The organism is Aeromicrobium phoceense (genome assembly GCF_013868155.1).
In the GTDB taxonomy this organism is placed as follows: domain Bacteria; phylum Actinomycetota; class Actinomycetes; order Propionibacteriales; family Nocardioidaceae; genus Aeromicrobium; species Aeromicrobium phoceense.
Genome location: NZ_JACEOG010000001.1, coordinates 1810178 through 1836594 on the forward strand (window position 1 = coordinate 1810178; position 26417 = coordinate 1836594).

A 26417-nucleotide genomic window follows, 5' to 3' on the forward strand; every position below is an offset into this window, starting at 1 on the left:
GCCCCTCCCGCGGCGACCGCGGCGGTCAGGCCTTCGGGACCTGGACCCAGCGGTAGCCGGTGGGAGTGACGAGGAGTCCACGGCCGGGCGGGACCGAGGCGCCGACCGAGCGGGGCAGGCGGGCGTTGAGGACGTCGCCGTCGTTGGACGCACGCGGCGACAGGATGAGGCCGGTGCGGCCGCGCTTGAGGTCGGACGGCAGACCGCGGTAGACCGATCCGAGCTCGTCGATGCCGCCGGCGATGATCATGGCGTTGGCGGTGTCGCGCATCGCGCCGTAGGTCTCGCCGAGCAGCTGGCCCACCGGCGAGTCGGCGCCCAGGACCTCGAAGTCGTCGACGACGATCAGGTGCTGGGTGCGCAGGCGCGAGATCCCCTCGCGGATCTCCTCGATCGGTTCGGCGCCCGTGAACAGCTGCAGGCGCCGGTCGTCGAGGTCGCGCAGCGGTGAGCGGCGGGGCGCGATGACGAGGACGTCGCGGCGGTGCGCGAGGTGCTGGCTGATCGGCACGACGAGGGTCGAGCTGCGCCCCGAGCGCGGGGGACCGGCCACCAGGAAGCCCGGGCCGGTGGACAGCGGGTCGAAGCCCTCGAGGGCGAGGGTGTCGCCACCGACGCCCACGGGGATGAAGCTGGGGCTCAGCGCGGCCTCGGAGGGCTCCATCGTCAGCGCCTCGTCGAGGCCGATGGCCACGGGCAGCTCGTCGATGCGGTGCGGACGCAGGCCGCGCGGGAGGTCGCCGTAGCGCTCGGCGACGGCACGTCCGAGCTCGTGGATCGCCCGCACCTGGGCGGTTCCCTCGCCGGAGGCGTCGATCATCGCGAACTGGACCTCCTGCGGCCGCTCGCCGGCCCGGAAGCCGCGGCCCGGCGGGATGTGGGAGGGCACCTGCTTGGTCGGCAGGCCCACGACGGAGTAGTCCGACGGATCGCTCATCGACAGCACGATCCGGTCGTCGACCAGCAGCGAGTAGCGTCCGAGGATGCCGGAGCGGTCGGCGCCGATGACGACCCGGATGCCCGCGCCGACGCCCTCCTGGAGCAGGCCCACGAGCCGCTCCAGCAGCACGCCGCCGTCGACGGACTCGAAGGCCGTGGTGAAGCCCTCGAGGCGGTCGAGCAGGACGACGAGGTAGGGCATCCGCTCGGCGCCGTCGACTGCGGCACGCTGCTCGGCGATGTCGGCGAAGCCCTGCTCGGCCAGCACCTGCTGGCGCCGGGTGAGCTCACGGCCGAGGTGGTCGAACAGCCGGAAGATGCGGTCGGTCTGGGTGCGGGTGACGACGGCGCCGACGTGCGGCAGCGAGACCAGGGGGAGCAGCGCGTTGTTGCCGGCGTCGATGCCGAAGACGTGCACGTCGGTGGGGGCGGTCTGGCGGGCGATCGCCGCGGCGATGGCACGCAGCGACCACGAGCGACCCGAGCGGGACTGGCCCGCGATCACGAGGTGCCCTGCTCGCTGGAGGTCCCAGCTGGCGACCTCCTGCTGCTGCAGGTGGGGCAGGTCTCCGCGCCCGAACACGATCGGCGGGATGTCGGGGAGGGCTCCGATGTCGGGGGCGGGCTTGACCGGGAGGTCGTCGAGGGTCAGGGTCTCGGGCAGCGGCGGCAGCCACGGCTTGCGCATCGGCTCGAGTCCGATCAGGTCGTTCGCCTCGCGCACCGCGCCCACGAGCGTCGCGAGGTCGGTGGGGATCGACACGTCCTCCTCGTCGGAGCCGGCCGCCTTCGGGGGCGCCACGAGCTCCTCGACGCCGAACCCGCGGGTGCGCAGCTCGGCGCGCTCGGTGCCGACCGGCCGGCCTCCGACGCGCGAGCTCTGGAACGGCGTCAGGGACGAGTGGCCCAGGCGCGCGTACGCCCGACCGGGGAAGGACTTGGGGATCTCCGCGGCGACCTTCGACTCGATCACGTCGTCCGAGTCGTTCGCGTCGGTGACGCGCAGGGCGATGCGCAGGTTGGTGTTCGACTTGATCTCGGCGTTGACCACGCCGGCGGGCCGCTGGGTGGCCAGGATCAGGTGCACACCGAGCGAGCGGCCCCGTCGGGCGACGTCGACCAGGCCGGTGACGAAGTCGGGCAGCTCGGCCACGAGGGCCGCGAACTCGTCGATGATGATGAGCAGCCGCGGCATCGGCTCGTCGCCGGGCTGGCGCGCCGCGAGGTAGTCCTCGATGTCCTTCGCGGCCGCGTCGGCCAGCTGGTGCTCGCGATGCCTGAGCTCGGCACCGAGCGACTCGAGCGCCCGGGTGGTCAGGTGGCCGTCGAGGTCGGTGACCATGCCGACGGTGTGCGGCAGGTGCTGGCAGTCCATGAACGCCGCGCCGCCCTTGTAGTCGATCAGGACGAAGTTGAACTCGTCGGGCCGGTTGCCCACGGCCAGCGACGCGATGATGGTCTGCAGCAGCTCGGACTTGCCCGAGCCGGTGGTGCCGGCGATGAGGCCGTGCGGGCCGTCGGCGCGCACGTCGATCCGGAACGGTCCATCGAGCCCCTCGCCGATCACGGCCTTGGTGGTGCGGCCGCCGCCGGACCAGACACGGACGAGGTCCTTCCCGGAGGGAGCGTCCAGGCCGAGGACGTCGAGCAGTCGGCTGGCGGCCGGGAGGCTCGAGCTGAGGTCCTCGGTGCTGACGTCGCGGATGGGCGCGAGCGCGCGCCCGAGCCGCTCGAGCCAGACGCCGTCCACCACGTCGCGGCGGACGCCGTCGATGTGACGCTCGGCGGTGGTCTCGAGGTCGAGCAGGTCGCCGTGCAGCTCCACCACGGCGCGGCACTCCTCGGGCAGCTCGCGCGGGGTGCGGTCGAGGCAGATGAAGTAGACGTGGACGAACGCGCCGGACTTCAGCAGCGACGTCATGCCGGGAGCCATGCGCAGCTCGCGGGCGCCGTCGAGGACGACCACCACGGAGGGCAGCGCCTCCCGCTCGTCGGTGTCGAGCTCCTTGCGCCGGTCGACCAGCCCCGTGAGCTCGGAGATCATCGACGCCCGGTCCTCCTCGTCGAGGGCCAGGCGGGCGGCCCGCGGGTGGTCCTCGCTGGTGCGCGCGTGCGGGAGCCACTTCGTCCACTCCCCGGCCGTCGCGTTCGTGCGGTCGGTGAAGATCCAGACCGAGGCGTCGGTGGGGGAGTGCAGGGCGGCGACCTGGGCGATGAGCCAGGACGTGGTCGAGAGGCACTGGTCGGACGGGCCGCACACGCCCAGGACCGCGGTGGGCGCCAGCGGCACGATGACGGGGACGTCCGGCGCGGTCCAGCGCAGCGGTCCCTCGTGCTGCTCGCGGGTGGAGTCCTTCACGACGACGTCGGACGGCAGGTCGCTCGTGCCGAGCCGCAGCTCCAGGAAGTCGGGGTCCCAACGACGGCGCTCCCACAGGCGCGCCCGGGGGCCGGTGGCGAACAGCAGCACCGAGGCCGGATCGGGGTAGATGGAGCGGCGCTGCCCGCGCTCGTCGGCCAGCGAGGTGACGGCGGCCTTCTCCACGTCGGCACGCCGGCGGTGGAACTCCGCGAGCTGCTCCTGGTAGCGCGCCTTCTGCTGGCGGCGGGTGCCCGACGCGTTCAGCAGCATCATGAGCGGCATCAGGATCATGAACATCAGCGAGTAGATGGAGCCGGTGCGCCAGTACATGAAGCCACTCATCAGCAGCGGCGACAGCATCATCACCATCGGGATGGGCGCCTTCTCGGGCTTCTTCGGCTCGGTGGGCAGCGAGAACTCGCGCGTGCGCGCCGGCGGGTGCAGCCGCGGCGGGCGGTTGTAGTCCAGCTCCGGGCCGGTGGCCGACGGGGAGAGGGAGGCGTCCGGCGCGCTGACCGAGCCCAGCTCGAAGAGCACGTCGGCGACGCCGAGGACGGCGCCCTCCTTCCACACGACCGACGCCGTGACCGGCTCGCGGTCGAGACGGACGAGCGGCAGGGGAGCGGTGGGGTCGACCTGGCGGCCCTGCTCCAGGGCGCTCAGGCCGGGCTTGCGACGACGGAAGCGGCGCTGCTGGCGGGGGGCGGCGCCGGCCTGCAGCACGATCGGCTCGGTGGGGGGCTCGCGGCGCTCGGGGATGGCCACCGTGAGGTCGCGGGCGGACTCGTCGGCCGTGACCACGACGCGACCCTGCGCGTCGACCTCGAGCCGGGCGGCGACGTCGGGGGCATCCTGGACCCGGATCGCGCAGTGGCCGGCCGAGCCGATCGTCCACGTGCCGATGCCGAGGCGGTGGACCCGCCCGGCGCCCCGGCCGGAGCTGACGCGAACCTCCACCAGGCCCTGCGGCTCGCGCTCGCGGTGGCGGCTGGGTCCGCCGAGGCCGACGATCACCCCGTGGCGGATCCCGGCGGTGGCCAGGGTGGCGTCGGGATCGAGGCGGCGCGACCCGAGGAAGACCCCCGGTCCGCTGGGCTCGACGCCCCGGCGGCTGTCGAGGTCAATGACGTCGGCGACGTCCGCGTGGGGGCGGCGCATCCCGAAGAGCTGCTGCAGCACGGACTCGAGGTCACCGACCGTGCTGGCGACCGAATAGGCCACGATGGCATCGCGGATCTCCCCCGACGATGCCGCCTCGGCAGTGACGAGCAAGCGCATGGGGCTCAGCGTAGAGGGTCCCGCGCCACGGGCCTGGCGGAGCGCGGGAAGCGCCCGCGAGTGCCGTGCGTCACCTGGCAGGACGAGATGGTCGGGTGGGGCTAGACTGTGGTGGTTCCTGCGGGGGGCTGCGCGAGGGAGCACGTCTCGGCCCGTCCCAGGACGCACCTACGTCTGCAAGGGGGAGCCGTTCCATGGCGATGCGCACCAGTACCGATTCGGTCGGAGATGCGGTCCAGGACCGTCAGCGTGCCCGCACCGCGCGCGGTGTCGGAGGACGGGCCGCGCCTGCGGGCGCGCGCCCCACGCCGCCGCGTCGCCGTCGCCCCGCCGTCGCCCTCCTCGGCGTCCTGCTGATCCTCGGCGGTGCCGCGCTCGCCGGCCTGCTGGCGCTGCGGATGGACTCGCGCGAGCCGGTCCTCGTGGTGAAGTCCGACATCCCGGCCGGCACGAAGCTCACCGTCGACATGCTCGGGGAGACGAACGTCGCCACCGAGTCCGACCTCATCGTCCCCGCTGGCGCCATCCGCACCGTCGAAGGCACCTACACCCGCGTGCCGCTCAACGAGGGCCAGCTCCTCGACACGTCGATGCTCGTGCGCACCAACCCGCTCAGCGGGGGTCAGCTCGCCGAGGTCGGCGTGCCCCTCGTCGAGGGCCGCGTGCCCGACGACCTCGACTCCGGCGACCTCGTGCGGATCGTGCGCATCGGCGAGGGCGACCGTCCGAGCCAGCCCCTCGCGCTCGGCCTCGTGATCCGTCCCCCGGTCTCCTCCAGCGGTGGCGGCGTCCTCGGCGGCGGCAGCGACTCGGAGGGCTCCGCGGCCACGCTGCTCGTCCCGCTCGAGGTCGCCGACGCGATCGTCGACGCGGCCGGCAACAACCGCATCGGCATGTCCCTGGTCGACCGCGGGGTGGCGGTGACCGACACCGATCGGCTCCGCAGCCTGGCGGGTGCCACGCGATGACTGTCATTAGCTTCATCTCGGCGAAGGGGTCGCCGGGCGTCAGCACGGCGGTCATGGGGCTGGCCGCGCGCTGGCCCAACCCCGTCGTGGTCGCCGACCTCGATCCCGTCGGTGGCGACGTCGCCATCCGCGAGCGTGACGTCGACGACAACGCGCTCGACGAGCAGCGCGGACTCGTATCGCTCGGCGCGGCGGTGCGTGCGGGCGACGAGGTCGACCTCGTCGACCACCTCCAGGAGACCAAGTACGGCATCGAGGTGCTCGTGGGCGCCTCCGGACCCCGCCAGGCCCAGAGCCTCGGCCCGGCCTGGCCCCACCTGCAGCGCACGCTGCGCGCCCACCGGGGCGGCGACGTCCTGGCCGACGCGGGTCGCTTCATCGCCGGCTCGCCGGCCGGCCCCGTCGTGGAGGGCTCCGACGCCGTCGTGTTCGTGGTCCGCTCCGAGATCGCCGCCGTCGCGCACCTGCGCGACCGCCTCGCCACCGTGCGCGAGCCGTGGGCGCTGGGTCGTCCCGGCTCCACCCCGGTCGGCGTCGCGGTGGTCGGTGACCCTCGCGACAAGCGAGCGGTCGACGACATCGGCCGCCTGCTGGCCGCCTCCGAGCTCGACGTCACGATGCTCGGCACGATCGCCTTCGACCCCAAGGTCGTCGCGCGGGGCGCCGCCTCGCCGTCGCGCGCCGTGCTGCGCTCCCTGTTCTCGCGGTCCCTCGTCGACCTGGTGCCCCGGGTCCGAGCGCTGGCCACCCCGTCCGCCGTCGCGCAGGAGATCTGATGGACCAGCAGCTGTTGCGCACCCTGCGCGAGGAAGTCGCCGCCGCGCTCGCCCGCCAGCGTCGTGAGGACGCGGCCGCCGGCCTGCCCCAGATGTCGTCCGAGGACGAGCGCCAGTTCGCGCGCGCCATCATCGCGCGCGTCCTGGAGTCCTACGCCCGTCAGGAGATCGCCGCCGGTCGAGCGCCGCTCTCGGGTGCCGAGGAGGCCGAGCTGGCCGACGGCATCCACGCCGCGCTGTACGGCGTCGGTCGGCTCCAGCCCCTGCTGGACGATCCCGAGGTCGAGAACATCGACATCAACGGGTACGACAACGTCTTCGTCGGCTACGCCAACGGCGAGGAGCGCCGCATGCCTCCCGTCGCCGAGAGCGACGACGAGCTCGTCGAGCTCGTGCAGGTCCTCGGTGCCTACTCGGGCCTGACCAGCCGTCCGTTCGACACCGCCAACCCGCAGCTCGACCTGCGGCTGCCCGACGGCAGCCGCCTGTCGGCGGTCATGGGCGTCACGCCGCGACCGTCGCTGTCGATCCGTCGCGCGCGACTGGCCCGGGTGTCGCTGGACATGCTCGTGGAGAGCGGCACGATGACGCCCGAGCTCGCGTCGTTCCTGTCCGCCGCGATCGCCGCGCGCAAGAACATCATGATCGCGGGCGCGACGAACGCCGGAAAGACCACGCTGCTGCGGGCGCTCGCCAACGAGATCCAGCCCCAGGAGCGCCTCATCACCGTCGAGCGCGCGCTCGAGCTCGGCCTGGGGGAGTTCCCCGACCTGCACCCGAACGTCGTCGCGTTCGAGGAGCGGCTGCCGAACTCCGAGGGCCAGGGCGCGATCCACATGTCCGAGCTGGTGCGCCGCTCGCTGCGCATGAACCCCAGCCGCGTCATCGTCGGCGAGGTCTTGGGCGACGAGATCGTCACGATGCTCAACGCGATGAGCCAGGGCAACGACGGGTCCCTGTCCACGATCCACGCGAACTCCTCGCTCGAGGTGTTCAACCGCATCTGCACCTACGCGATCCAGTCCGCGGAGCGCCTGCCCGCCGACGCCACGATGATGCTGATCGCCGGCGCGATCGACTTCGTCATCTTCGTCGAGCGCCGCAACGAGTTCCAGAGCGGTGGCGGCCTGCGCCGTGTCATCACGTCGGTGCGTGAGGTCAACGGCGTCGACGGTCGCGTGCTCTCCAGCGAGGTCTTCGCCGAGGGTCCCGACGGCGTGGCCCACGCGGCCGCGGCGGTCAGCTGCATCGAGGATCTGCAGATGCACGGCTACCGGCCCAACGCCTACGAGGGTCAGGCGTTCTGATGATCTCCCTCGCGCTGATGGTGACGCTCCTCGGCGCCGTGATCGGCGCCGGGATCCTGCTCGTCGTGGTCGGCATGTCCGAGTACGACGAGCCGGCGCCCCGTCGCCCCGGCGTCTCCCTGCGCGACCGCGTGCAGGGCAGCGCCCGCCGTGCGCTGCTCGGCGGTGCCGCCGGCCTGGTCATCCTGCTGCTCACCGGGTGGCCCGTCCTGGCGATCTCGGTCGGTGCCCTGGTGTGGTTCGCGCCGATGCTCTTCGGTGGCCTGGCCAGCGAGAAGCGCGCGATGGCCAAGCTCGAGGGCCTCGCGGCCTGGACCGAGTCCCTGCGCGACACGATCGCCGGCGCGGTCGGCCTCGAGCAGGCCATCCCCGCCACCGCCTACGCGGCGTCGCCCGCGATCAAGCCCGCCCTGATCCGGCTCACCGACCGGCTGCGCGTGCGCACGTCGCTCTCCACCGCGCTGCAGGGCTTCGCCGACGACATCGACGACCCCAGCGCCGACCTCATCGTGGCCACCCTGATCCTCAACGCGCGGCTGCGCGGCCCGGGCCTGCGCGAGGTCCTGACCTCGCTGGCCAAGTCGGCCCGCGCCGACCTCGACATGCGTCGCCGCATCGCGGCCAGCCGCTCCAGCACGCGACGCAGCGTCCAGATCGTCATGGGCATCACGGTCGCGTTCGTGCTGTTCCTGTCGATCTTCAACCGCAGCTACGTCGAGCCGTACTCGACGCCGATCGGCCAGATCGTGCTGCTCGTCGTGATCGGCCTGTTCGCCGCCGGCTTCATCTGGATGCGCCGCCTGTCGGAGTTCGAGACGCCCGAGCGCTTCCTGCTGTCGAAGGAGGCGTCGTGATCCTCATCCTCATCGCCGGGGCCCTCGCCGGTGCCGGTGTCTGGCTGCTCTTCAGCCGCTCGCCCTCCTTCAGCGCCACCGCCGCGTCCGAGCTGGCACGGCTCGACGTCCAGCGCCGGCGGGGCGGCGTGCGCCCCTCGCAGGCCTCGCTCGACGAGGACGAGTCGCGCACCCTGCGGTTCGGCACGGCCGCCACGGCCTTCCTGAACGATCGCGGCATCGAGCTACCGGCGAGCATCCGGTCCGACCTGGCCGTCGTCGACCGCTCGGTCGAGAGCCACCTGGGGTCCACCCTCGTGGCCGCGATCGTCGGCGCCTTCGCGCCCGCCCTCATGCTGTCGCCGTTCATGATCGCCGGCTGGGTGAGCCCCGTGCTGCCGTTGTGGCTGGCGATCCTGGGCGCGCTCGGCGGTGCCGTGCTCGCCCAGCTGCAGCTGCACTCCGAGGCCACCGACCGTCGTCGCGACTTCCGCCACGTCGTCAGTGCGTTCCTCGACCTCGTGTCGATGAACCTCGCCGGCGGCCGCGGTGTCCCCGAGGCGCTGTCGGCCGCCGCGGGCGTCAGCCAGGGCTGGGGCATGGTCCGCCTGCGCGAGACCATCGAGAACGCCCGGCTCCAGGGCATCACGCCGTGGGCGGCGCTCGGTCGCCTCGGCGATGACATGAAAGTCGAGGAGCTGCGCGACCTCGCTGCCGCCCTCGCCCTCGTCGCGGAGGACGGTGCCAAGGTGCGCGACTCGCTCACCGCCCGCGCCTCGTCCATGCGCCAGCGCGAGCTGGCCGACTCCGAGGGTCGCGCCCAGGAGCGCTCCCAGTCCATGCTGGTCGCACAGCTGCTGCTGGCCGCCGGCTTCCTCGTCTTCCTGATCTACCCGGCGCTCTCTGGCATCGCCGGGCTCTGAAACCACCGCACCGAAGGAGAAGCACATGTTGAACCCCGCACTCGGTTACCTCGTCACGATGCTCGGTGGCCGCCTGGACAAGGCGCGTCGCGAAGAGGGCGCGTCCGCCGTCGAATGGGTCGTCATCGCCGCCGTGCTCGTCACGGTCTGCGGCATCATCGGCGTCATCCTCACCCAGGCGCTCCAGGGCGAGGCCAACGAAATCGGCAACAACATCCAGAACCCCTGATCTGATGCGTTCTCGGGCACGGGACGAGCGGGGGGCCAGCGCGATCGAGCTGGTCCTCTACACGCCCCTGCTCATGATCGCGATGATCATCACGATCCAGTTCGCGCTGACCTACCTGGCGAAGCAGTCGGCGAGCGCGTCGGCGCGCGAGGCCTCGCGCGTCGCGCGCGTCACCGGCGACGCCGACCAGGGTCGCGCGAAGGGGATCTCCTCGGCCCAGACCCTGGGCCGCGGTGTCCTGCGCGGTCCGCAGGTCACGGTGGTCCGGGACGGCGACTTCATGCGCGCCACCGTCTCGGGCCGGGCCAACCAGCTGCTGCCCTTCATCGGCTCGCCGCGCGTGGAGGAAGTCGCGCGGGGCCGGATCGAGGAGTTCGAGGAGGACGTGCCGTGATCGGCCGGCTGCGAGAGCGCGAGCGCGGCTCGATGTCCGTCGAGGTCGTGCTGATGGTGCCGATCCTCGTCATGTTCCTCATGCTGGTGCTGGCCGGCGGCCGCTACGTGGCCGTCCGCGCCGACATCGAGTCGGCGGCGCGCGACGCCGCCCGGGCCGCCTCGTTCGAGCGCAGCCAGTCCGAGGCGTTCTCCGCGGCCTACGCCGCGGCCAACGCCAGCGACGTGGACGACCGGTTCTCCGAGTGCGTCGTGTCCGACATCACCGGCTCGTTCGAGGCCGGCGGCGTCGTCGAGGTGTCGGTGCGGTGCCGCGTCTCGAACAACGGGCTGGGATTCATCGGGCTGAACGGCAGCGACGACTTCGAGGCCAGCAGCAGCGCCCCCATCGACCGCTACCGGAGGTTCGGATGAGCAGGAGAGAGCAGGGCGGCGCCACCATCTTCGTGCTGAGCATGTCGCTCGTGCTGATGCTGTGCGCGGGTCTGGTGGTCGACGGCGGCATGGGCATCAACGCCCGGATGCGCGTCGCGGACGACGCCGAGCAGGCGGCCCGTGCCGGCGCCAACGCGGTGAACGTCGACCAGCTGCGCGGCGGTGGATCGCTCGCGGTCGACCCGGGCCTCGCCCGGCTGTACGCGCAGGACTTCCTCAGCGCGCGCGGCTACCCCGCCGCCCAGTTCTCCATCACGGTCAACGCCAACACGGTCGCGATCGAGGTGCGGGACACCAGCGAGACCACGTTCCTGAAGCTCATCGGCATCAACGAATACCCGGTCACGGCGCGAGCCACCGCGACGGCCGCCACCTCATGACCTCGACGAGGAGCCACCCATGACTGAACCCACGACCACACCGGACGCGAGCCGGTTCGAGTCGCTCGCGCCCGCCCCGGTGGAGGAGTCCTCCTCCGCTGCCGCGCGGGCCGGCTCGGCGCTCGCCCTCGTGGCGCTGCTCGTCGGCCTCCCCGTCGCGCTGCTGCTGCTCGGCGGCGCGCCGCCGATCCCCACCGAGCTGCCGAGCCTGCGCGACCTCGCCCGCCAGCTGAGTCCCGAGGACCTCGTGTCGGTGCTCGTCGGCATCGTGTGGCTGATCTGGCTCGTCTTCGTCGTCTGTGTCGTCCTCGAGGTCATCGCCACCCGCCGCGGTGGACTGGCCCGCACGGTGCCGTTCGCCGGGCCGCTGCAGCACCTCGCGCGTGCCCTCATCGGCGGCCTGCTGGTGACCGGCCTGGTGGCCGGCCCGGCGGCGAACGCCTCGGGCCCGTCCGAGTCCGACATCGCGCCCCAGACCGGCGCGGTGGCCACCGCCGTCGTGGAGGCCGTGACGCCGGCCCCGGAGGAGAAGCCCACCGTCGCCGACAAGATCGAGAACCGCCTCGAGGGCGAGCTCGTCTACACCGTGAAGGCGCCCAAGGACGGCTACCACGACAACCTCTGGGACATCGCCGAGCGCCACCTGGGCGACGGCTTCCGCTACAAGGAGATCTACGAGCTCAACAAGGACAAGGTCCAGCTCGACGGCCGCAAGCTCGAGCTCGCCCGCCTGATCCAGCCCGGCTGGCAGCTGGCCATGCCCGGCGACGCCGTCGGCGTCGACCGCATGCCGGTCGAGCAGGCTCCCGTCACCCCGGCCCCCGCGGGCTCGCAGGGCGGCGGTGGCAGCAGCAGTGCGTCCGGTGCCGGGGGAGTGGAGTCCGACTCCACCGCCCAGGCTCCCGAGTCCACCGCGTGGTGGATGGGCGCCGGCCTGCTGGCCAGCGGCCTGCTCGCCGCGCTCGCCGTGGCGCGTCGTCGCCGGCCCGGTGGCGAGCCCGACGAGTCCGCGCGCGAGACCGAGGCCGACCTGCGCCTGGCCGCCGACCACGAGCGCGCCGCGTCGCTGGAGACCGCGCTGCGTCACCTCACCCACGCCTGCGCGCACGCGGGCGTCGACGTCCCGTCGGCCTACGCCGCGGTCGTCGGCCACGACGAGGTCGTGCTGCACCTCGCGCCCGCCGTTCCCGAGGCGGTCGAGGGCTGGGAGGCGCTCGAGGACGGTGCCGTCTGGCGCCTCGCCGAGGACCTCGCCACGCTCGAGGCCCCCGAGGACGTCGAGCCCGCCTACCCGTCGCTGGTCAGCCTGGGCGTCGACACCGAGGGCCGCGACGTCCTCGTCGACCTCGCGTCGTCCGGCGGCCTCATCACGGTGGGCGGCGACCTGCACGTCAGCGCCGAGGTCATCACGTCCCTGGTCCTGCAGGCCGCGGTCAGCCCGTGGTCGCGCTCGGTCCGGGTCCTGGCCACCGGCCTGCCGGCCGCCGTCGCCTCGGTCGCCGAGCGGGTCACGCTCGTCCCCGACGTCGAGACCGCGGCGTCCGAGCTCGAGGCCTCCCGCGCCGACGACGTCCTCACCGGGCGCCGTCGCGAGGACGCGCTCACCCTCCTGGCCGTCGGCACCTCCTCGCCGGGCTTCGCCCTCGAGCGCCTCGCCGGCGTCGCGGGTGCGAACCCCGGCACGGCCGCGATCGCGGTCGGCGACCACGACGCCGCGCGCTGGCGCCTGCACGTCGACGAGCACGGCACGCTGCACGTCCCGCAGCTCGGCCTGGCCGTCACTGCCAACCGCATCGGCTCGCACCACGCCGAGTCCGTGGCCGCGCTGTTCGCGTCGGCCGGCCTCACCACTCGCCCGGGTGACGACAGCGACCGCGTCGCGGTCAGCCTCCCGCGCCGCGACGCCGACGACGCGGCGTGGCTCACCGCCACCAGCCGGGTCGGCATCCTCGGCTCCGTGATCGTCGACGGCCCGGGCGAGCAGGCCGAGCGTCGCGCCACCGTGCTCACCGAGATCATCGCCTTCCTGGCGCTGCACCCCGAGGGCGTCCACCCGACCGTGCTGGCCGGCGCCGTGTGGCCGCTCGGCGTCACGCCCGAGGTGCGCGACGCCAACATCGAGCGCGCTCGCGTGTGGCTCGGCTCCGACCGCGAGGGGCACCACCGCGTGCGCGAGAGCCTTGACGGCCGACTGTCCCTGGGCCCCGACGTCGTGTGCGACTGGGACGCGTTCCGCCACCTCGTGATCGCGAGCCGCCGGGCCGAGTTCCCGCGCGACGAGATCGACCTGCTGCGCCGGGCGCTCAAGCTCGTGCGTGGTCCGGCCTTCGAGGACGCTCCGCGCGGCCGCTACGCCTGGTCGGCCACGCTCGGCCTGTCGCGCACCGTCGGTGAGCTCGTGATCGACGCGGCGCTGCGCCTGGCGACCCTGCTGCAGGACGGCCGCGACCCGGCCGGCTCGGCGGCTGCGGCCGGCGCGATCCTGCGGATCTACCCGACGCACGAGCAGGCCTGGCGGATCATCCTGCGCGCCCGTCACGAGACCGGCGGCACCGCCGGCGTCGCCGCCGCGGTCGAGCAGCTGCTCGTCGCCCTCGACGGGGAGCCCATGGATCACACCACCGCCACGCTCGTCGACGAGCTACTGCCCCAGGGCGGGTCGCAGGTCTCCTGACGCGCGTCGGGGTGGTCTCGATACGGCCGGCTCGTTCCTCGCCGTGCCACTCGACCACCGGCCGGTGATCGAGTAGCTCGTGAGCGCAGCGAGCGGCGTATCGAGATCAGTCGCGCGAGGGCGTGGTCTCGATACGGCCGGCTCGTTCCTCGCCGAGCCACTCGACCACCGGCCGGTGATCGAGTAGCTCGCGAGCGCAGCGAGCGGCGTATCGAGATCACGCAGGCCCCGACCCCGACGGCCCGGGGCGGCTCTCGTGCGGCCCCATTACGCTGGAGACGATGACCACGACCCCCGATCGCGTCTACCTCGACCACGCGGCCACCACCACGATGTGGCCCGAGGCCGTCGAGGTGATGCACGACGAGCTGCAGCGCACCGGCAACCCGTCGAGCCTGCACGAGGCCGGCCGCCGCGCCCGCCGCGTCGTGGAGGAGTCGCGCGAGTCGATCGCCGAGCGCCTGGGCGCCCGGCCGAGCGAGGTCGTGTTCTGCTCGGGCGGCACCGAGGCCAACAACCTCGCGATCAAGGGTCTCTACTGGTCGCGTCGCTCGGCCGATCCGCGCCGCGACCGCGTCGTCTTCAGCTCGATCGAGCACCACGCCCTGCTCGACCCCGTCACGTGGCTCGCCGCGCACGAGGGCGCCCGCATCGACGTCACGCCCGTCGACCGCCAGGGCCGCGTGCGCATCGACGCGCTGCGCGAGTCCATCGAGTCGAGTCCCGAGGACGTCACGGCGATCACCACGATGTGGGCCAACAACGAGATGGGCACGATCCAGCCCGTCGCCGAGGTCGTCGAGATCGCGCGCCAGTACGGCATCCCGGTGCACTCCGACGCCGTCCAGGCCGCGGGCTACCTGCCGCTCGACTTCGCCGCCACCGACCTCGACGCCATGACCGTCACGGCGCACAAGCTCGGCGGCCCCGTCGGCGTCGGTGCGCTGGTGATCCGGCGCGAGGTCGAGGCGACGCCGCTGCTGCACGGTGGTGGCCAGGAGCGCGACCTGCGCTCGGGCACGGTGGGCGTGGCGCTCATCGCCGGCTTCGCCACCGCCCTCGAGCTCACGGTGCAGCGCCAGGCCGAGAACGCGGCCCGCATCGAGGCACTGCGCACGCGGCTGGTCGAGGGGATCGCCCGCGTCGTCCCCGAGGCCGTCGTCAACGGCGACCCGCTGCCCGGGCCCGCACACCGCCTGCCGAACATCGCCCACGTGACGTTCCCCGGCTGCGAGGGCGACGCCCTGCTGATGCTGCTCGACGCGCAGGGCATCGAGGTCTCCACGGGCTCGGCGTGCCAGGCGGGCGTGCCGCAGCCCAGCCACGTGCTGCTCGCCATGGGCTTCGACGACGCCGCCGCCCGCGGCTCGCTGCGCTTCAGCCTGGGACACACGTCCACCGAGGCCGACGTCGATCGCCTGATCGAGGTGCTGCCGGCCGTGCACGAGCGGGCGCGCACCGCCGGACTCGTCCGGAGCCGCACCCGATGAGGCTCATCGCCGCGATGTCCGGCGGCGTCGACTCGGCCGTGGCGGCCGCACGCGCCGTCGACGCGGGCCACGACGTCACGGGTGTGCACCTCGCGCTGAGTCGCAACCCGAAGTCCTACCGCACCGGTGCCCGCGGCTGCTGCTCGATCGAGGACGCCGGCGACGCCCGCCGGGCCGCCGACGCCATCGGGATCCCGTTCTTCGTGTGGGACATGAGCGACGAGTTCGCCGACGAGGTCGTGGACGACTTCATCGCCGAGTACACCGCCGGTCGCACGCCCAACCCGTGCTTGCGCTGCAACGAGAAGATCAAGTTCGCCGCCGTGCTCGAACGCGCCGTCGCGCTGGGCTTCGACGGCGTGGTCACCGGACACTACGCGCGCCTCGTGACCTCCGATGGCACCGCTGGCGAGGTCGTGGAGCTGCACCGCGCGGTCGACCACGGCAAGGACCAGTCCTACGTGCTCGGCGTCCTCACGCAGGACCAGCTCGCCCGCTCGGTCTTCCCGCTCGGCGACGACCCGAAGTCCCTCGTGCGCGAGGAGGCTGCCCGACGCGGGCTTCAGGTGGCGAACAAGCCCGACAGCCACGACATCTGCTTCATCTCCGACGGTGACAACGCCGGCTGGCTCGCCGACAAGCTCGGCCCGAAGCCCGGACCGATCGTGGACGAGACGGGCGCGGAGGTCGGTGCGCACGACGGCGCCTACGCGTTCACGATCGGCCAGCGCAAGGGACTGCGGCTCGGTGTCCCGGCAGCCGACGGCAAGCCGCGCTTCGTGCTCGACATCGAGCCCGTGTCCGGCACCGTCACGGTTGGGCCGCGCGAACACCTCGCGATCGACGCGATCGAGGGGATCAAGCCGCTGTGGTGCGACGAGCCGCCCGTCGGCCCGCTGGCGTGCACCGTGCAGCTGCGCGCCCACGGCGACGAGCACCGGGCCACGGTCACGGTGGACGGCGACGTCGTCCGCGTCGAGCTGGCCGACCCGGCCACGGGCATCGCCCCGGGTCAGGCCTGCGTGATCTACGAGGGCACCCGCGTCGTCGGCTCCGCCACGATCGCGCGCACCAGCCGCACCGTCGCCGCCTGAGGGAATCCGCGCGGTCCCGGCGACGTTGACCCGAGCGTGTGGGACAGCATCGTCATCGGAGCCGGCCAGGCCGGGCTGTCGACCTCGTTCCACCTCCACCGCCTCGGCGTGAGCCACCTCGTCCTCGACGCGAACGCGCGACCGGGAGGAGCGTGGCAGCACCGCTGGGACTCCCTGACGATGTCCGACGTGCACGGCGTCGCCGACCTTCCCGACGCGCCGCTGCCGGCGACCCACGGGCCCGAGGCCGCCAACACCTTCGTCCCGGCCTACTTCACCGACTACGAGACGCGCAATGACCTGGCCGTCGTCCGGCCCGTGGTGGTCCGGGCGGTGCACGACGAGGGCGAGGCATTGCGGATCGAGGCCGAGGACGGCCGGACGTGGCACGCCCGCACGATCGTCAACGCGACCGGCACGTGGCGGCGCCCGTTCGTGCCGTACTACCCGGGCCGCGAGGACTTCGCCGGCGAGCAGCTGCACACGGTGGAGTTCGGCGACGTCGAGCGCTTCCGGGGGCGCCGGGTCCTCGTCGTCGGCGGCGGGGCGTCGGCGGTGCAGTTCCTCGGCATGCTGAGGCCTCTCACCGAGACGCTGTGGGTCACCCGCCGCGAGCCGGTGTGGCGGACCGACGAGTTCGACCAGGACGCCGGCCGCGAGGCCGTGGCCCTGGTCGAGGAGCGCGTGCGGCAGGGCCTGCCGCCGCGCAGCGTCGTCAGTGTCACCGGCCTGATGCTGCGCCCGCAGGAGCAGGAGGCGGCCCGCCTGGGCGCCTACGAGCGACGACCGATGTTCAGCCGGATCGAGCGTGACGGCGTGCGCTGGGCCGACGGGACGTTCGAGCCGGTGGACGTGATCCTGTGGGCCACCGGGTTCCGCCCCGACGTCGAGCACCTCGCCCCGCTCGGGCTCCGGTCGCCGCTCGGTGGGATCCAGCTCGGCGACACCACGTCGACCTCCACCACCGCGGTGGCGGATCCGCGCGTGCAGCTCGTCGGGTACGGCCCGTCGGCGTCCACGATCGGCGCCAACCGGGCCGGCCGGGTGGCCGCGCGTGCGGTGGCGCGCCGGCTGGAACAGGCCGGGGCTCAGGCCAGCTGACGCTCGAGGACCAGGTCGTCCTCGGTGTGCCCGCCCACGACGAAGCGCCGCTCGCCGACCACCTCGAAGCCGTGCTTGGCGTAGAACCGCTGGGCGCGGGCGTTGCGGCCGTTCACCCCGAGCCACACGCTCGCGGCTCCGGCCTCGCGGGCGGCCTCCACGACCGCCTCCATGAGCCGGCTCGCGACGCCCGTGCCGTGGGCGTCCGGGTCGGCGTAGCACTTGCTGAGCTCCACGGTCGGGCGCTGCCGCACGACGGCCGCGAGGTGCTCGTCGTAGGGCTCGCGCGCGAAGGTCAGGGTGTAGCCCGTGAGGGTGCCCGCGTCGTCGTGGGCCACCAGGACCTCGGCCTCGTCGGCGGCGAGGTACTCCTCGAACCGCTCGGGCGAGAGGTGCTCGGCGATGAAGGCCGCCATGCTCTCCTCGGGCATGCCGGGCGGCAGGCGAGGGGAAGGTGCGGGCGGCGAGGTCCGCGAGGGCGGGGACGTCGTGGTTCGTGGCGGGTCGAACGGTCACCGGATGATTCTCACACCGGGGCGTGGGGGATGATCGTGGGCATGCGCGCCACGGGGATCGGATCGATGCCGGGCGACGAGTTCACCCCGGTCGCCAGGTACGTCGTCGAGACGTTCGGCGCCGACGGGATCGTCTTCGTCCCCGAGCTGCCGGGCCGCGGCGCGCCATCGGCGATGCTCGGTCGCACGCTCGGCATCCTGCCCCTGCCGATCGACCTGCAGCCGGCGGGCTGGCGGCTCGCGCCGGGCGAGGGGATGGACCAGCGCCGGGCCCGATCGGCCTTGCGTCAGGACCTCGACGCACTGGAGGAGCTCCTCGCCGGGCAGTCCGTGACGCTCAAGCAGCAGCTGACCGGCCCGCTCACGCTCGCCGCGACCGTGGAGCGACCCCGCGGGGACAAGGTCGTCTCCGACCACGGGGCGCGGCGCGAGCTCGCCGAGGCGCTGGGTGCGGCGGTCGGGGACCACCTCGCCGAGCTGCGTCGTCGCTTCACCGGCGACCTCGTCGTGCAGGTGGACGAGCCCGCCATCACCGCCGTGCTGGCCGGCAGCATCCCGACCGCCAGCGGGTTCGGGCGGCACCGCTCCATCGACGCGCCCGTGGCCGACGCCCTGCTGCGGCCCGTCGTCGAGGCGATTGGTGAGGCCGGCGCCCGGCCCGTCGTGCACACCTGCGCGCCCGACGTGCCGGTGTCGCTGCTGGCCGGCGCGGGGTTCGAGGCGATCGCGTTCGACCTCTCGCTCGCCGAGCCCTCCGACGTGTGGGCGCAGGTCTTCGAGGCCGGGACCGACCTGTGGTTCGGCGGCGATGGCGCCGCCCGGATCGAGGAGTTCATGGGGCGCCTCGGCTTCGCGCCCGAGTCGTTCGCCGGCCGCGGCGTCGTGACCCCCGCGTGCGGCCTCGCCGGGCGCTCGCCGGCCGACGCCCGCCAGGCTCTCGAGCAGGCCGCCACCGCCGCCCGCTCCTTCGGCTGATCTCGACACGCGGGCTCCTCGCGTTCGGCGTGATCTCGATACGCGGGCTCGTTCCTCGCCCCGCTACTCGATCACCGGCAGGTTCCTCGCCCTGCTACTCGATCACCGACGGCCCGGTGATCGAGTGCCGGCGAGCGCAGCGAGACGGTGTATCGAGATCACGTGCTCCGCGTCAGTCCACGTCGCGCAGCAACCGCAGGGTCTCGCGCTCGATCGCGTTGCGGCGCTCGAGCGCATCGATCTCGCCCTCGAACGACTGGCGCGGGATGACGGTGCCCGACTCGTAGAGGCTGATGAGCCGCGGGTCGACGTACGAGCTCCGCACCACCGTGGGCGTGTTGCCCAGGGCGAGCGAGACCTCGGTCAACGCGGCGCGCACCGCCCGCGCCCGGGAGGCCTTGGTGTCGCCGGGCTCGTCGGACAGCGCCAGCACCTCGGCCGCGAGCACCGTGGCGGCCCACGTCCGCAGGTCCTTCGCGCTGATCTCCAGGCCCGTCTGCTCGCGCAGGTAGGTGTTGACGTCGGAGGAGTCCAGCGGGAAGCGCGACCGGTTGGCCAGGTACTCCAGCAGGCGCGGCCCGCCGCCGCGTCGCCGCCGCATGCGGTTCACCGCGTCCACGACCGGCTCGTCGTCAAGGACCACCTGGTGCTCCACCCCGGACTTGCCCACGAAGGTGAACACGAGCGTGTTGCCCTTGGCGCGCACATGACGCCGTTCGAGGGTGGTCAGGCCGAAGCTGCCCTGCTTGGCGTAGACGTCGTTGCCGACGCGGAACGAGCCGGAGTCGAGCATGCGCACGGCGACCGCCGCCGCGTGCTCGCGCGAGCCGTCGCGCGCGGTGATGTGGTCGGCGACCAGCTTGCGGAGCCGCGGCAGCTCATGGGCGATCTGGCTGATCCGGTCGAACTTCTCGAGGTTCCTCTGGCGCACCCAGTCGGGGTGGTAGAGGTACTGGGTCCGCCCAGCCTCGTCGACACCGGTGGCCTGCAGGTGGCCGTTGGCCCAGGGGCTGATCCAGACGTCCTTCCACGCCGGCGGGATCACGAGGGCCTCGATGCGCTCGCGCTCCTCGCCGGTGATGGTGCCGCCGAGCTCGTCCAGGTAGGTCCACCCGCGCCCCGCACGACGCCGGGTCCAGCCCCGGGTGCGGGTCGTCACGCGGCGAAGTCTCATGCTCCGCACCCTAAATCGGTGAGCGCGCGCGGCAACTCGACGTCGTGCGGCGCACCTGCATGGCACTGTCCGAGCGTCGCACTAGGCTCGTCGCCATGGCGGAGACACCCGGAACAGCGCCCGGAACTGCAGTGCCCGACGACGATCCCGGGCCCAAGGCGGCTCGCGCCGAGGCGGCCGAGCTCGTCGAGCAGATCGAGCGCGCGCGCGACGCCTACTACGGCCAGGACACGTCGCTGGTCGACGACGTCACCTACGACGGCTGGATGCACCGGCTGGAGGAGCTCGAGCGGCTCCACCCCGAGCTCCAGGGCCAGGACTCGCCGACGTTGGTCGTCGGTGCCGCCACGGGCGCCACGGCGCTGCCGCCGATCCAGCACGCCGAGCGGATGCTGAGCCTCGACAACGTCTTCTCGCCCGAGGAGCTGCGCGACTGGTGCGCCAAGACGCAGCGTGCCGCCGGGCGCCCGGTCCGGTGGCTCACCGAGGCCAAGATCGACGGGCTCGCGCTCAACCTGCGCTACGAGGACGGCGTGCTCGTCTCGGCCGCCACCCGCGGCGACGGACGCGTGGGCGAGGACGTCACGGTCAACGCGCTCAAGGTCGCCGGGATCCCCGAGCGGCTCGCGGGCGACGGTCACCCGCCTCTCGTCGAGGTCCGTGGCGAGGTGTTCATCGGCATCGAGGAGTTCGAGCGGCTCAACGCCTTCCAGGCCGAGCTTCGCGACCGGGCCGTGGCCGAGTCGCTCGCCCGCGGCGTGCCCGAGGAGCGTGCCACCGCCAGTGCGGCCCGGCGGTTCCCGGCCTTCGCCAACCCGCGCAACGCCGCCAGCGGCGGCCTGCGCCAGCAGCTCGACAAGAAGTCCGGCCTCGAGCTGGAGGCCGGCAACGAGCGGATCGCCGTGCTGAACCTCTACGTCCACGGCATCGGCGCGTGGGAGCGCCCGCCGGTGTCGGCCCAGAGCGAGGTCTACGACCTGCTCCAGGGGTGGGGCCTGCCCACCAGCCCCAACACGCGCGTGCTCGACGACGTCGACGACGTGCTCGAGCGCGTGGCCGAGCTGGGCGGCCAGCGGCACTCCCTCCAGCACGAGATCGACGGCCTCGTGGTGAAGGTCGACGAGTTGGCGCTGCACCCCGAGCTCGGCGAGACCAGCCGCGCGCCGCGGTGGGCCATCGCCTACAAGTACCCGCCCGAGGAGGTCCAGACCACGCTGCTCGACATCGTCGTGTCGGTCGGCCGCACGGGGCGCGCCACCCCGTACGCCCAGATGGAGCCGGTCCGCGTGGCCGGCAGCGTCGTGCGCCAGGCCACCCTGCACAACCAGGACGTCGTCAAGGCCAAGGGCGTCCTCATCGGCGACACCGTCGTGCTGCGCAAGGCCGGTGACGTCATCCCCGAGGTCCTCGGTCCCGTGGTCGAGCGCCGCGACGGCAGCGAGCGCGCGTTCGTCATGCCCGAGGGCTGCCCTGAGTGCGGCACGCCGCTGCGCGCGATGAAGGAGGGCGACAAGGACCTGCGCTGCCCGAACGCGCGCACGTGTCCGGCCCAGGTGCGCGGCCGGGTCGAGCACGTCGGCTCGCGCGGCGCCCTCGACATCGAGGCGCTGGGCGAGGTCACCGCCGCCGCGCTCACCCAGGGCACCGGCGCTCCGCTCGACTCCGAGGCCGGCCTGTTCTCCCTCACGCTCGAGCAGCTCGTGCCGATCGAGGTCACCGTGCGCGACGCCGAGACCGGCGAGGCCAAGCTCGACGAGAAGACCGGCCAGCCGGTCGTCCGCACCCCGTTCCGGGTGAAGACGGGCGACGCGTCCAAGCAGGCCCAGGTCCTCCTCGACGAGCTGGAGAAGGCAAAGACGAAGGACCTGTGGCGCCAGCTCGTCTCCCTCAACATCCGTCACGTGGGTCCGGTGGCCGCGCGGGCCCTGGCGCAGTACTTCGGCTCGATCGAGGCCATCCGCGCCGCCTCCCGCGAGGAGCTGGCGGCGGTCGAGGGCGTCGGCGGGATCATCGCCGACTCGCTCATCGAGTGGTTCGAGGTCGACTGGCACCGCGAGATCGTCGAGCAGTGGCAGGCGGCCGGCGTACGGTTCGCCATCCCCGACCACCCCGGCCCGGGCGCGGCCTCGACGGCCGGGGGAGTGCTCGACGGGCTCACCGTGGTGGTGACGGGCGGGCTCGAGGACTTCACCCGCGACTCGGTCAAGGAGGCGATCATCGCCGCCGGCGGCAAGGCCTCCGGCTCGGTCAGCAAGAAGACCGACTACGTCGTCGTGGGCGAGAACGCCGGTTCGAAGGCCGCCAAGGCCGAGGAGCTCGGGCTGAGGATCCTCAACGAGGAGCAGTTCAAGCAGCTGCTGGAGGGTGGCCCCGACGCGCTGGCCTGAGGTGAGCGCTGGCAGTGACGTTTGCGGGGTCGACACGCCGGTGGAGGCCCCGCGAACGTCACTGCCAGCAGTTCCTGTGGGCCCATGTCACCCGGCCAGCACAGTGGCGGCGGCGTACGCGATCGCCTGTGCCACGTCCGGATCCTCGTAGGCGTGCCGGTGGATCGTGTCGTCGGGCGAGCTACCGGCAGCGCACACGGCATCGCCGGCGATGCACGCCTCCACGGTCCGCTCGGCCAGCTCGCCGAGGTCCGGCCCCGGCCCGAGGCGGCCGGCCTCCGCCGGGACGCCACCGGTCAGCTCCACGTGCTCGAACGGCGAGGAGGGATCACGCACCGGACTGCCCACCAGCACGAGCACGTCGACGTGCCGGGCGAGGCGAGGATCCGCCGCCAGCTCCTGCCGGGCGACCTGCGAGCCCTGGCTGAAGCCGATCACGGTGATCTTCGCGTCAGGGCAGTCAGCGGCGACCGACCGCAGGTGGGTGCGGAGCCGATCGCGTCCGTCCCGCACGTCCTCGAGGTACTCGTCCCAGCTTCCGAGGCCGCTCGCGTGCCGGATCGCGGTGGTCCGCACCGTGCCGAGCGACGCCAGGTCGTCGGCGAGCGCGGCGGAGATCCGCGAGACCTCCGTGCCGAGTCCGTCGTTGGCCTCCAGGAACTGGCCCTGCCCTCGGATGCCCACGATCTCGACGGCCGCGCACCCAGACGGCTCGGCCTCCGAGGGGGTCCCGGAAGACGCCGCGTCACAGCCGGCGAGCGCGAAGCAGGCCAGGGCGAGCACCACCGTCCTGCCGAGCATGGGCGCCATCCTCGTCCATCGTGACCGGCGCGGGGCGCGAATGGCCGCCCGACTAGGATGAAATCCATGTCGTCACCCGAGATCTCCCGCGACGATGTCGCCCATCTGGCGAGCCTCGCGCGGATCGAACTGTCCGGCTCCGAACTCGATCGACTGGGTGCCGAGCTGCCCGCGATCCTCGACTACGTCCAGGTGGTCCAGCAGGCCGCCGGCGACGACGTGCCCGCGATGAGCCACCCCGTCCCGGTGACCAACGTCTTCCGTCCCGACGAGGTCCAGCCGAGCCTGACGCCCGACGCTGCCCTCGCCGGAGCCCCCGCCAGCGAGGAGCAGCGCTTCCTCGTCCCCAAGATCCTCGGAGAAGCATGAGCGACCTGACCCGTTCGACCGCGGCCGACCTCGCCGCCGCGCTCGCCGCCGGCACGGTGACCTCCGTCGAGGTCACGCAGCAGCACCTCGATCGCATCGCCGCGGTCGACGGTGAGATCCACGCCTACCTGCACGTCGACGCCGAGGGCGCCCTCGCCACGGCCGCCGAGGTCGATCGCCGCCGCGACGCAGGGGAGTCCGTGCACGACCTCGCCGGCGTGCCGATCGCGGTCAAGGACGTCCTGACCACCACCGGGCTGCCCACCACGTGCGGCTCGAAAATGCTCGAGGGCTGGGTCCCGCCGTACGACGCCACCGTCGTGTCGCGCCTGAAGGCCGCCGGCCTGCCGATCCTGGGCAAGACCAACATGGACGAGTTCGCGATGGGCTCCTCCACCGAGCACTCGGCGTACGGCCCCACGCGCAACCCGTGGGACACCAACCGGATCCCCGGTGGCTCCGGCGGTGGCTCCGCGGCCGCGGTGGCCGCGTTCGAGGCCCCGCTCGCGGTGGGCACCGACACCGGCGGCTCGATCCGCCAGCCAGGCGCCGTCACCGGCACCGTGGGCGTCAAGCCCACCTACGGCGGTGTCTCCCGCTACGGACTGGTCGCGATGGCCAGCAGCCTCGACCAGGCCGGCCCGGTCACCCGCACCGTGCTCGACGCGGCGCTCCTGCACGAGGTCATGGCCGGCCACGACCCGCGCGACTCCACCAGCCTCGACCTCCCGGTCCCGCCGGTCGTGGAGGCCGCGCGTCGCGCCGACGTCTCGGGCCTGCGCGTGGGTGTCATCCGCGAGCTCGCCGGCGAGGGCTTCCAGCCCGGCGTGCGCCAGCGCTTCGAGGAGTCGATCGAGCTGCTGGCGAAGGCCGGCGCCGAGATCGTCGAGGTCTCGTGCCCGAGCTTCGCGCAGGGCCTCGCCGCGTACTACCTCGTGATGCCGAGCGAGGTCAGCAGCAACCTCGCCAAGTTCGACGCGATGCGGTACGGCCTGCGGGTCTCGCCGCAGGGCGTGGACGGCCCCAGCGCTGAGCAGGTCATGGCCGCGTCGCGCGACGCCGGCTTCGGCGACGAGGTCAAGCGCCGCATCATCCTGGGCACCTACGCCCTCTCCAGCGGCTACTACGACGCGTACTACGGCTCGGCCCAGAAGGTCCGTACGCTCATCGCGCGCGACTTCGAGGCCGCGTTCGAGCAGGTCGACGTCCTCGCCTCGCCCACCTCGCCGGCCGTCGCGTGGCCGCTGGGGGAGAAGCTCGACGCCCCGCTGGCCATGTACGCGCAGGACATCGCGACGATCCCGGCCACCCGCGCCGGCGTGCCCGGCATCTCGCTGCCGATCGGACTGTCCGAAGGCCTCCCGGTGGGCCTGCAGTTCCTGGCGCCCGCGATGGCCGACGACCGCCTGTACAACGCCGGTGCCGCGCTGGAGCGGTTCGTCGCCGAGCGCGACGGCAGCCCCTTCGCCGCACTCGCCCCCGAGTTGGAGGTCGCCCGATGAGCACCACCGCCACGAAGCTCGTCCCGTTCGACGAGGCGCTCAGCCGCTACCAGCCGGTGATGGGCCTGGAGGTCCACGTCGAGCTGAACACCGCCTCGAAGATGTTCTGCGGCTGCTCCACCGAGTTCGGCGCCGAGCCCAACACGCAGATCTGCCCCGTGTGCCTGGGCCTGCCCGGCGCACTGCCGGTCGTGAACGCCAAGGCCGTGGAGTCGGCGATCCGGATCGGCCTCGCGCTGAACTGCGAGATCGCCGAGTGGTGCCGCTTCGCGCGGAAGAACTACTTCTACCCGGACATGCCGAAGAACTTCCAGACGTCGCAGTACGACGAGCCGATCGCGTTCGAGGGCTACGTCGACCTGGACGTCGACGGCGAGACGTACCGCATCGAGATCGAGCGCGCGCACATGGAGGAGGACACGGGCAAGTCGCTGCACGTCGGCGGCAGCACCGGCCGGATCCACGGCGCCGAGTACTCGCTGCTGGACTACAACCGCGCGGGCATCCCGCTGATCGAGGTCGTCACCAAGACGATCGAGGTCCCCGGCGACAAGGCGCCGGCCGTCGCCCGCGCCTACGTCAACTACCTGCGTGATCTGATGGTCGCGCTCGACGTCTCCGACGCCCGGATGGACCAGGGCTCGCTGCGCGCCGACGTCAACCTCTCGCTCAAGCCGCTCGACAGCGACAAGCTGGGCACGCGCTCGGAGACGAAGAACGTGAACTCGTTCCGCTCGGTCGAGCGCGCCGTCCGCTACGAGATCGGCCGTCACGCCGGCATCCTCGACGCCGGAGGATCGGTGGTCCAGGAGACGCGTCACTTCCACGAGTCCGACGGCTCCACTTCGGCCGGTCGCGAGAAGTCCGACGCTGACGACTACCGCTACTTCCCCGAGCCGGACCTCGCTCCGGTCGCCCCCGACCGCGCCTGGGTCGACCAGCTGCGCGGCACCCTGCCCGAGCCGCCCGCCGAGCGCCGCAAGCGCCTGCAGGCCGAGTGGGGCTTCAGCGACCTGGACATGCGCGACACGGTCGGCGCCGGTGCGCTTGACCTCGTCGCCGAGACCATCGCGGCGGGCGCCACGCCGCAGGCCGCGCGGAAGTGGTGGCTGGGCGAGCTGGCCCGTACCGCCAACGAGCGCGGCACCGACGTCACCGCGCTCGCGATCACGCCGGCGCAGGTCGCGCAGATCCAGGGCCTCATCGACGCCAAGCGGATCAACGACAAGCTGGCCCGCCAGGTCTTCGAGGGGGTGCTGGTCGGCGAGGGTGAGCCCGAGGAGGTCGTCGCCGCCCGCGGCCTCGAGGTCGTGTCCGACGACGGTGCGCTCGGCGACGCCGTCGACCGCGCCATCGCCAACGACCCCGACGCGGCACAGAAGATCCGCGACGGCAAGCAGGCCGCCGCCGGTGCGCTGATCGGGTTCGTGATGAAGGAGATGCGCGGCCAGGCCGACGCCGGCCGCGTCCGCGAGCTCATCCTCGAGAAGCTGTCCTGACGTGAGCTGCTCG

At 72.9% G+C, this 26417-nt stretch carries 22 protein-coding genes; 18 read left to right on the top strand and 4 right to left on the bottom strand.

Annotated features, from left to right (window positions below; translation table 11 throughout):
* Positions 1–25 precede the first annotated feature (25 nt).
* Complete coding sequence (locus H1W00_RS08795) at positions 26–4579, bottom strand: FtsK/SpoIIIE domain-containing protein (protein ID WP_181755361.1); 4554 nt, start codon at positions 4577–4579, stop codon at positions 26–28.
* A gap of 194 nt (positions 4580–4773) precedes the next feature.
* Between H1W00_RS08795 and H1W00_RS08800 the strand changes: the two genes are divergently transcribed.
* The 13 genes from H1W00_RS08800 to H1W00_RS08860 all read left to right on the top strand — a co-directional run bounded on the left by H1W00_RS08800 (position 4774) and on the right by H1W00_RS08860 (position 17182).
* A complete protein-coding gene (locus H1W00_RS08800; RefSeq protein WP_181755362.1) occupies positions 4774–5547 on the top strand; it encodes an SAF domain-containing protein in 774 nt (257 codons plus the stop codon).
* The gene (locus H1W00_RS08805) at positions 5544–6323 is read left to right on the top strand and encodes a CpaE/TadZ family protein (RefSeq protein WP_181755363.1); all 780 of its coding nucleotides are present in this window, start codon (positions 5544–5546) and stop codon (positions 6321–6323) included. Before H1W00_RS08800 ends, H1W00_RS08805 begins: the two co-directional genes overlap by 4 nt.
* Positions 6323–7630 (top strand): TadA family conjugal transfer-associated ATPase, encoded by a 1308-nt coding sequence (locus H1W00_RS08810; protein ID WP_181755364.1) that lies wholly within the window; start codon positions 6323–6325, stop codon positions 7628–7630. The genes H1W00_RS08805 and H1W00_RS08810 overlap by 1 nt, the downstream gene beginning before the upstream one ends.
* Positions 7630–8484 (top strand): type II secretion system F family protein, encoded by an 855-nt coding sequence (locus tag H1W00_RS08815; protein ID WP_181755365.1) that lies wholly within the window; start codon positions 7630–7632, stop codon positions 8482–8484. The genes H1W00_RS08810 and H1W00_RS08815 overlap by 1 nt, the downstream gene beginning before the upstream one ends.
* Positions 8481–9386: a type II secretion system F family protein gene (locus H1W00_RS16250; RefSeq protein ID WP_181755366.1), complete on the top strand. Its 906-nt coding sequence runs from the start codon at positions 8481–8483 to the stop codon at positions 9384–9386. The genes H1W00_RS08815 and H1W00_RS16250 overlap by 4 nt, the downstream gene beginning before the upstream one ends.
* 25 nt (positions 9387–9411) lie before the next feature.
* Positions 9412–9615, top strand: a complete 204-nt coding sequence (locus tag H1W00_RS08825; RefSeq protein ID WP_078698530.1) for a Flp family type IVb pilin — start codon at positions 9412–9414, stop codon at positions 9613–9615.
* A gap of 4 nt (positions 9616–9619) precedes the next feature.
* A complete protein-coding gene (locus tag H1W00_RS08830) occupies positions 9620–10009 on the top strand; it encodes a TadE/TadG family type IV pilus assembly protein (RefSeq protein ID WP_181755367.1) in 390 nt (129 codons plus the stop codon).
* Positions 10006–10422, top strand: coding sequence for a TadE/TadG family type IV pilus assembly protein (locus H1W00_RS08835; RefSeq protein ID WP_286929692.1), 417 nt, complete (start codon positions 10006–10008; stop codon positions 10420–10422). The genes H1W00_RS08830 and H1W00_RS08835 overlap by 4 nt, the downstream gene beginning before the upstream one ends.
* Complete coding sequence (locus H1W00_RS08840) at positions 10419–10823, top strand: Tad domain-containing protein (RefSeq protein WP_181755368.1); 405 nt, start codon at positions 10419–10421, stop codon at positions 10821–10823. Before H1W00_RS08835 ends, H1W00_RS08840 begins: the two co-directional genes overlap by 4 nt.
* A gap of 19 nt (positions 10824–10842) precedes the next feature.
* On the top strand, positions 10843–13497 hold the full coding sequence (locus H1W00_RS08845; protein WP_181755369.1) for a BTAD domain-containing putative transcriptional regulator: 2655 nt from the start codon (positions 10843–10845) through the stop codon (positions 13495–13497).
* Positions 13498–13778: 281 nt separating this feature from the next.
* On the top strand, positions 13779–14987 hold the full coding sequence (locus H1W00_RS08850) for a cysteine desulfurase family protein (protein ID WP_181755370.1): 1209 nt from the start codon (positions 13779–13781) through the stop codon (positions 14985–14987).
* On the top strand, positions 14984–16081 hold the full coding sequence (gene mnmA, locus H1W00_RS08855) for a tRNA 2-thiouridine(34) synthase MnmA (protein ID WP_181755371.1): 1098 nt from the start codon (positions 14984–14986) through the stop codon (positions 16079–16081). The genes H1W00_RS08850 and mnmA overlap by 4 nt, the downstream gene beginning before the upstream one ends.
* 36 nt (positions 16082–16117) lie before the next feature.
* A complete protein-coding gene (locus tag H1W00_RS08860; protein ID WP_338072861.1) occupies positions 16118–17182 on the top strand; it encodes an NAD(P)-binding domain-containing protein in 1065 nt (354 codons plus the stop codon).
* Here H1W00_RS08860 and H1W00_RS08865 read toward each other — a convergent pair.
* On the bottom strand, positions 17170–17613 hold the full coding sequence (locus tag H1W00_RS08865; protein ID WP_181755372.1) for a GNAT family N-acetyltransferase: 444 nt from the start codon (positions 17611–17613) through the stop codon (positions 17170–17172). The two genes, H1W00_RS08860 and H1W00_RS08865, sit on opposite strands and share 13 nt — an antisense overlap.
* A gap of 126 nt (positions 17614–17739) precedes the next feature.
* Here H1W00_RS08865 and H1W00_RS08870 point away from each other — a divergent pair, with 126 nt between their 5' ends.
* Positions 17740–18672 carry a uroporphyrinogen decarboxylase/cobalamine-independent methonine synthase family protein gene (locus H1W00_RS08870; RefSeq protein WP_181755373.1) on the top strand — a complete coding sequence of 311 codons (933 nt, stop codon included), beginning with the start codon at positions 17740–17742 and terminating at the stop codon, positions 18670–18672.
* A gap of 172 nt (positions 18673–18844) precedes the next feature.
* Here the strand turns inward: H1W00_RS08870 and H1W00_RS08875 are convergent, their stop codons facing one another.
* Complete coding sequence (locus H1W00_RS08875; protein WP_181755374.1) at positions 18845–19846, bottom strand: DNA topoisomerase IB; 1002 nt, start codon at positions 19844–19846, stop codon at positions 18845–18847.
* A 95-nt stretch (positions 19847–19941) separates the two neighbouring features.
* Between H1W00_RS08875 and ligA the strand changes: the two genes are divergently transcribed.
* The gene (ligA, locus tag H1W00_RS08880) at positions 19942–22233 is read left to right on the top strand and encodes an NAD-dependent DNA ligase LigA (RefSeq protein ID WP_181755375.1); all 2292 of its coding nucleotides are present in this window, start codon (positions 19942–19944) and stop codon (positions 22231–22233) included.
* Positions 22234–22320: 87 nt separating this feature from the next.
* On the opposite strand, the gene H1W00_RS08885 is transcribed toward ligA, so the two are convergent.
* The gene (locus tag H1W00_RS08885; RefSeq protein WP_181755376.1) at positions 22321–23034 is read right to left on the bottom strand and encodes a cutinase family protein; all 714 of its coding nucleotides are present in this window, start codon (positions 23032–23034) and stop codon (positions 22321–22323) included.
* Between the two features lie 66 nt (positions 23035–23100).
* Here H1W00_RS08885 and gatC point away from each other — a divergent pair, with 66 nt between their 5' ends.
* The 3 genes from gatC to gatB are packed head-to-tail and all read left to right on the top strand — an operon-like array spanning position 23101 to position 26404.
* Positions 23101–23403 carry an Asp-tRNA(Asn)/Glu-tRNA(Gln) amidotransferase subunit GatC gene (gene gatC / locus H1W00_RS08890; protein WP_181755377.1) on the top strand — a complete coding sequence of 101 codons (303 nt, stop codon included), beginning with the start codon at positions 23101–23103 and terminating at the stop codon, positions 23401–23403.
* A complete protein-coding gene (gatA, locus tag H1W00_RS08895) occupies positions 23400–24905 on the top strand; it encodes an Asp-tRNA(Asn)/Glu-tRNA(Gln) amidotransferase subunit GatA (protein ID WP_181755378.1) in 1506 nt (501 codons plus the stop codon). Before gatC ends, gatA begins: the two co-directional genes overlap by 4 nt.
* Positions 24902–26404 (top strand): Asp-tRNA(Asn)/Glu-tRNA(Gln) amidotransferase subunit GatB, encoded by a 1503-nt coding sequence (gene gatB / locus H1W00_RS08900; protein ID WP_181755379.1) that lies wholly within the window; start codon positions 24902–24904, stop codon positions 26402–26404. Before gatA ends, gatB begins: the two co-directional genes overlap by 4 nt.
* The last annotated feature ends 13 nt before the right edge of the window (positions 26405–26417 follow it).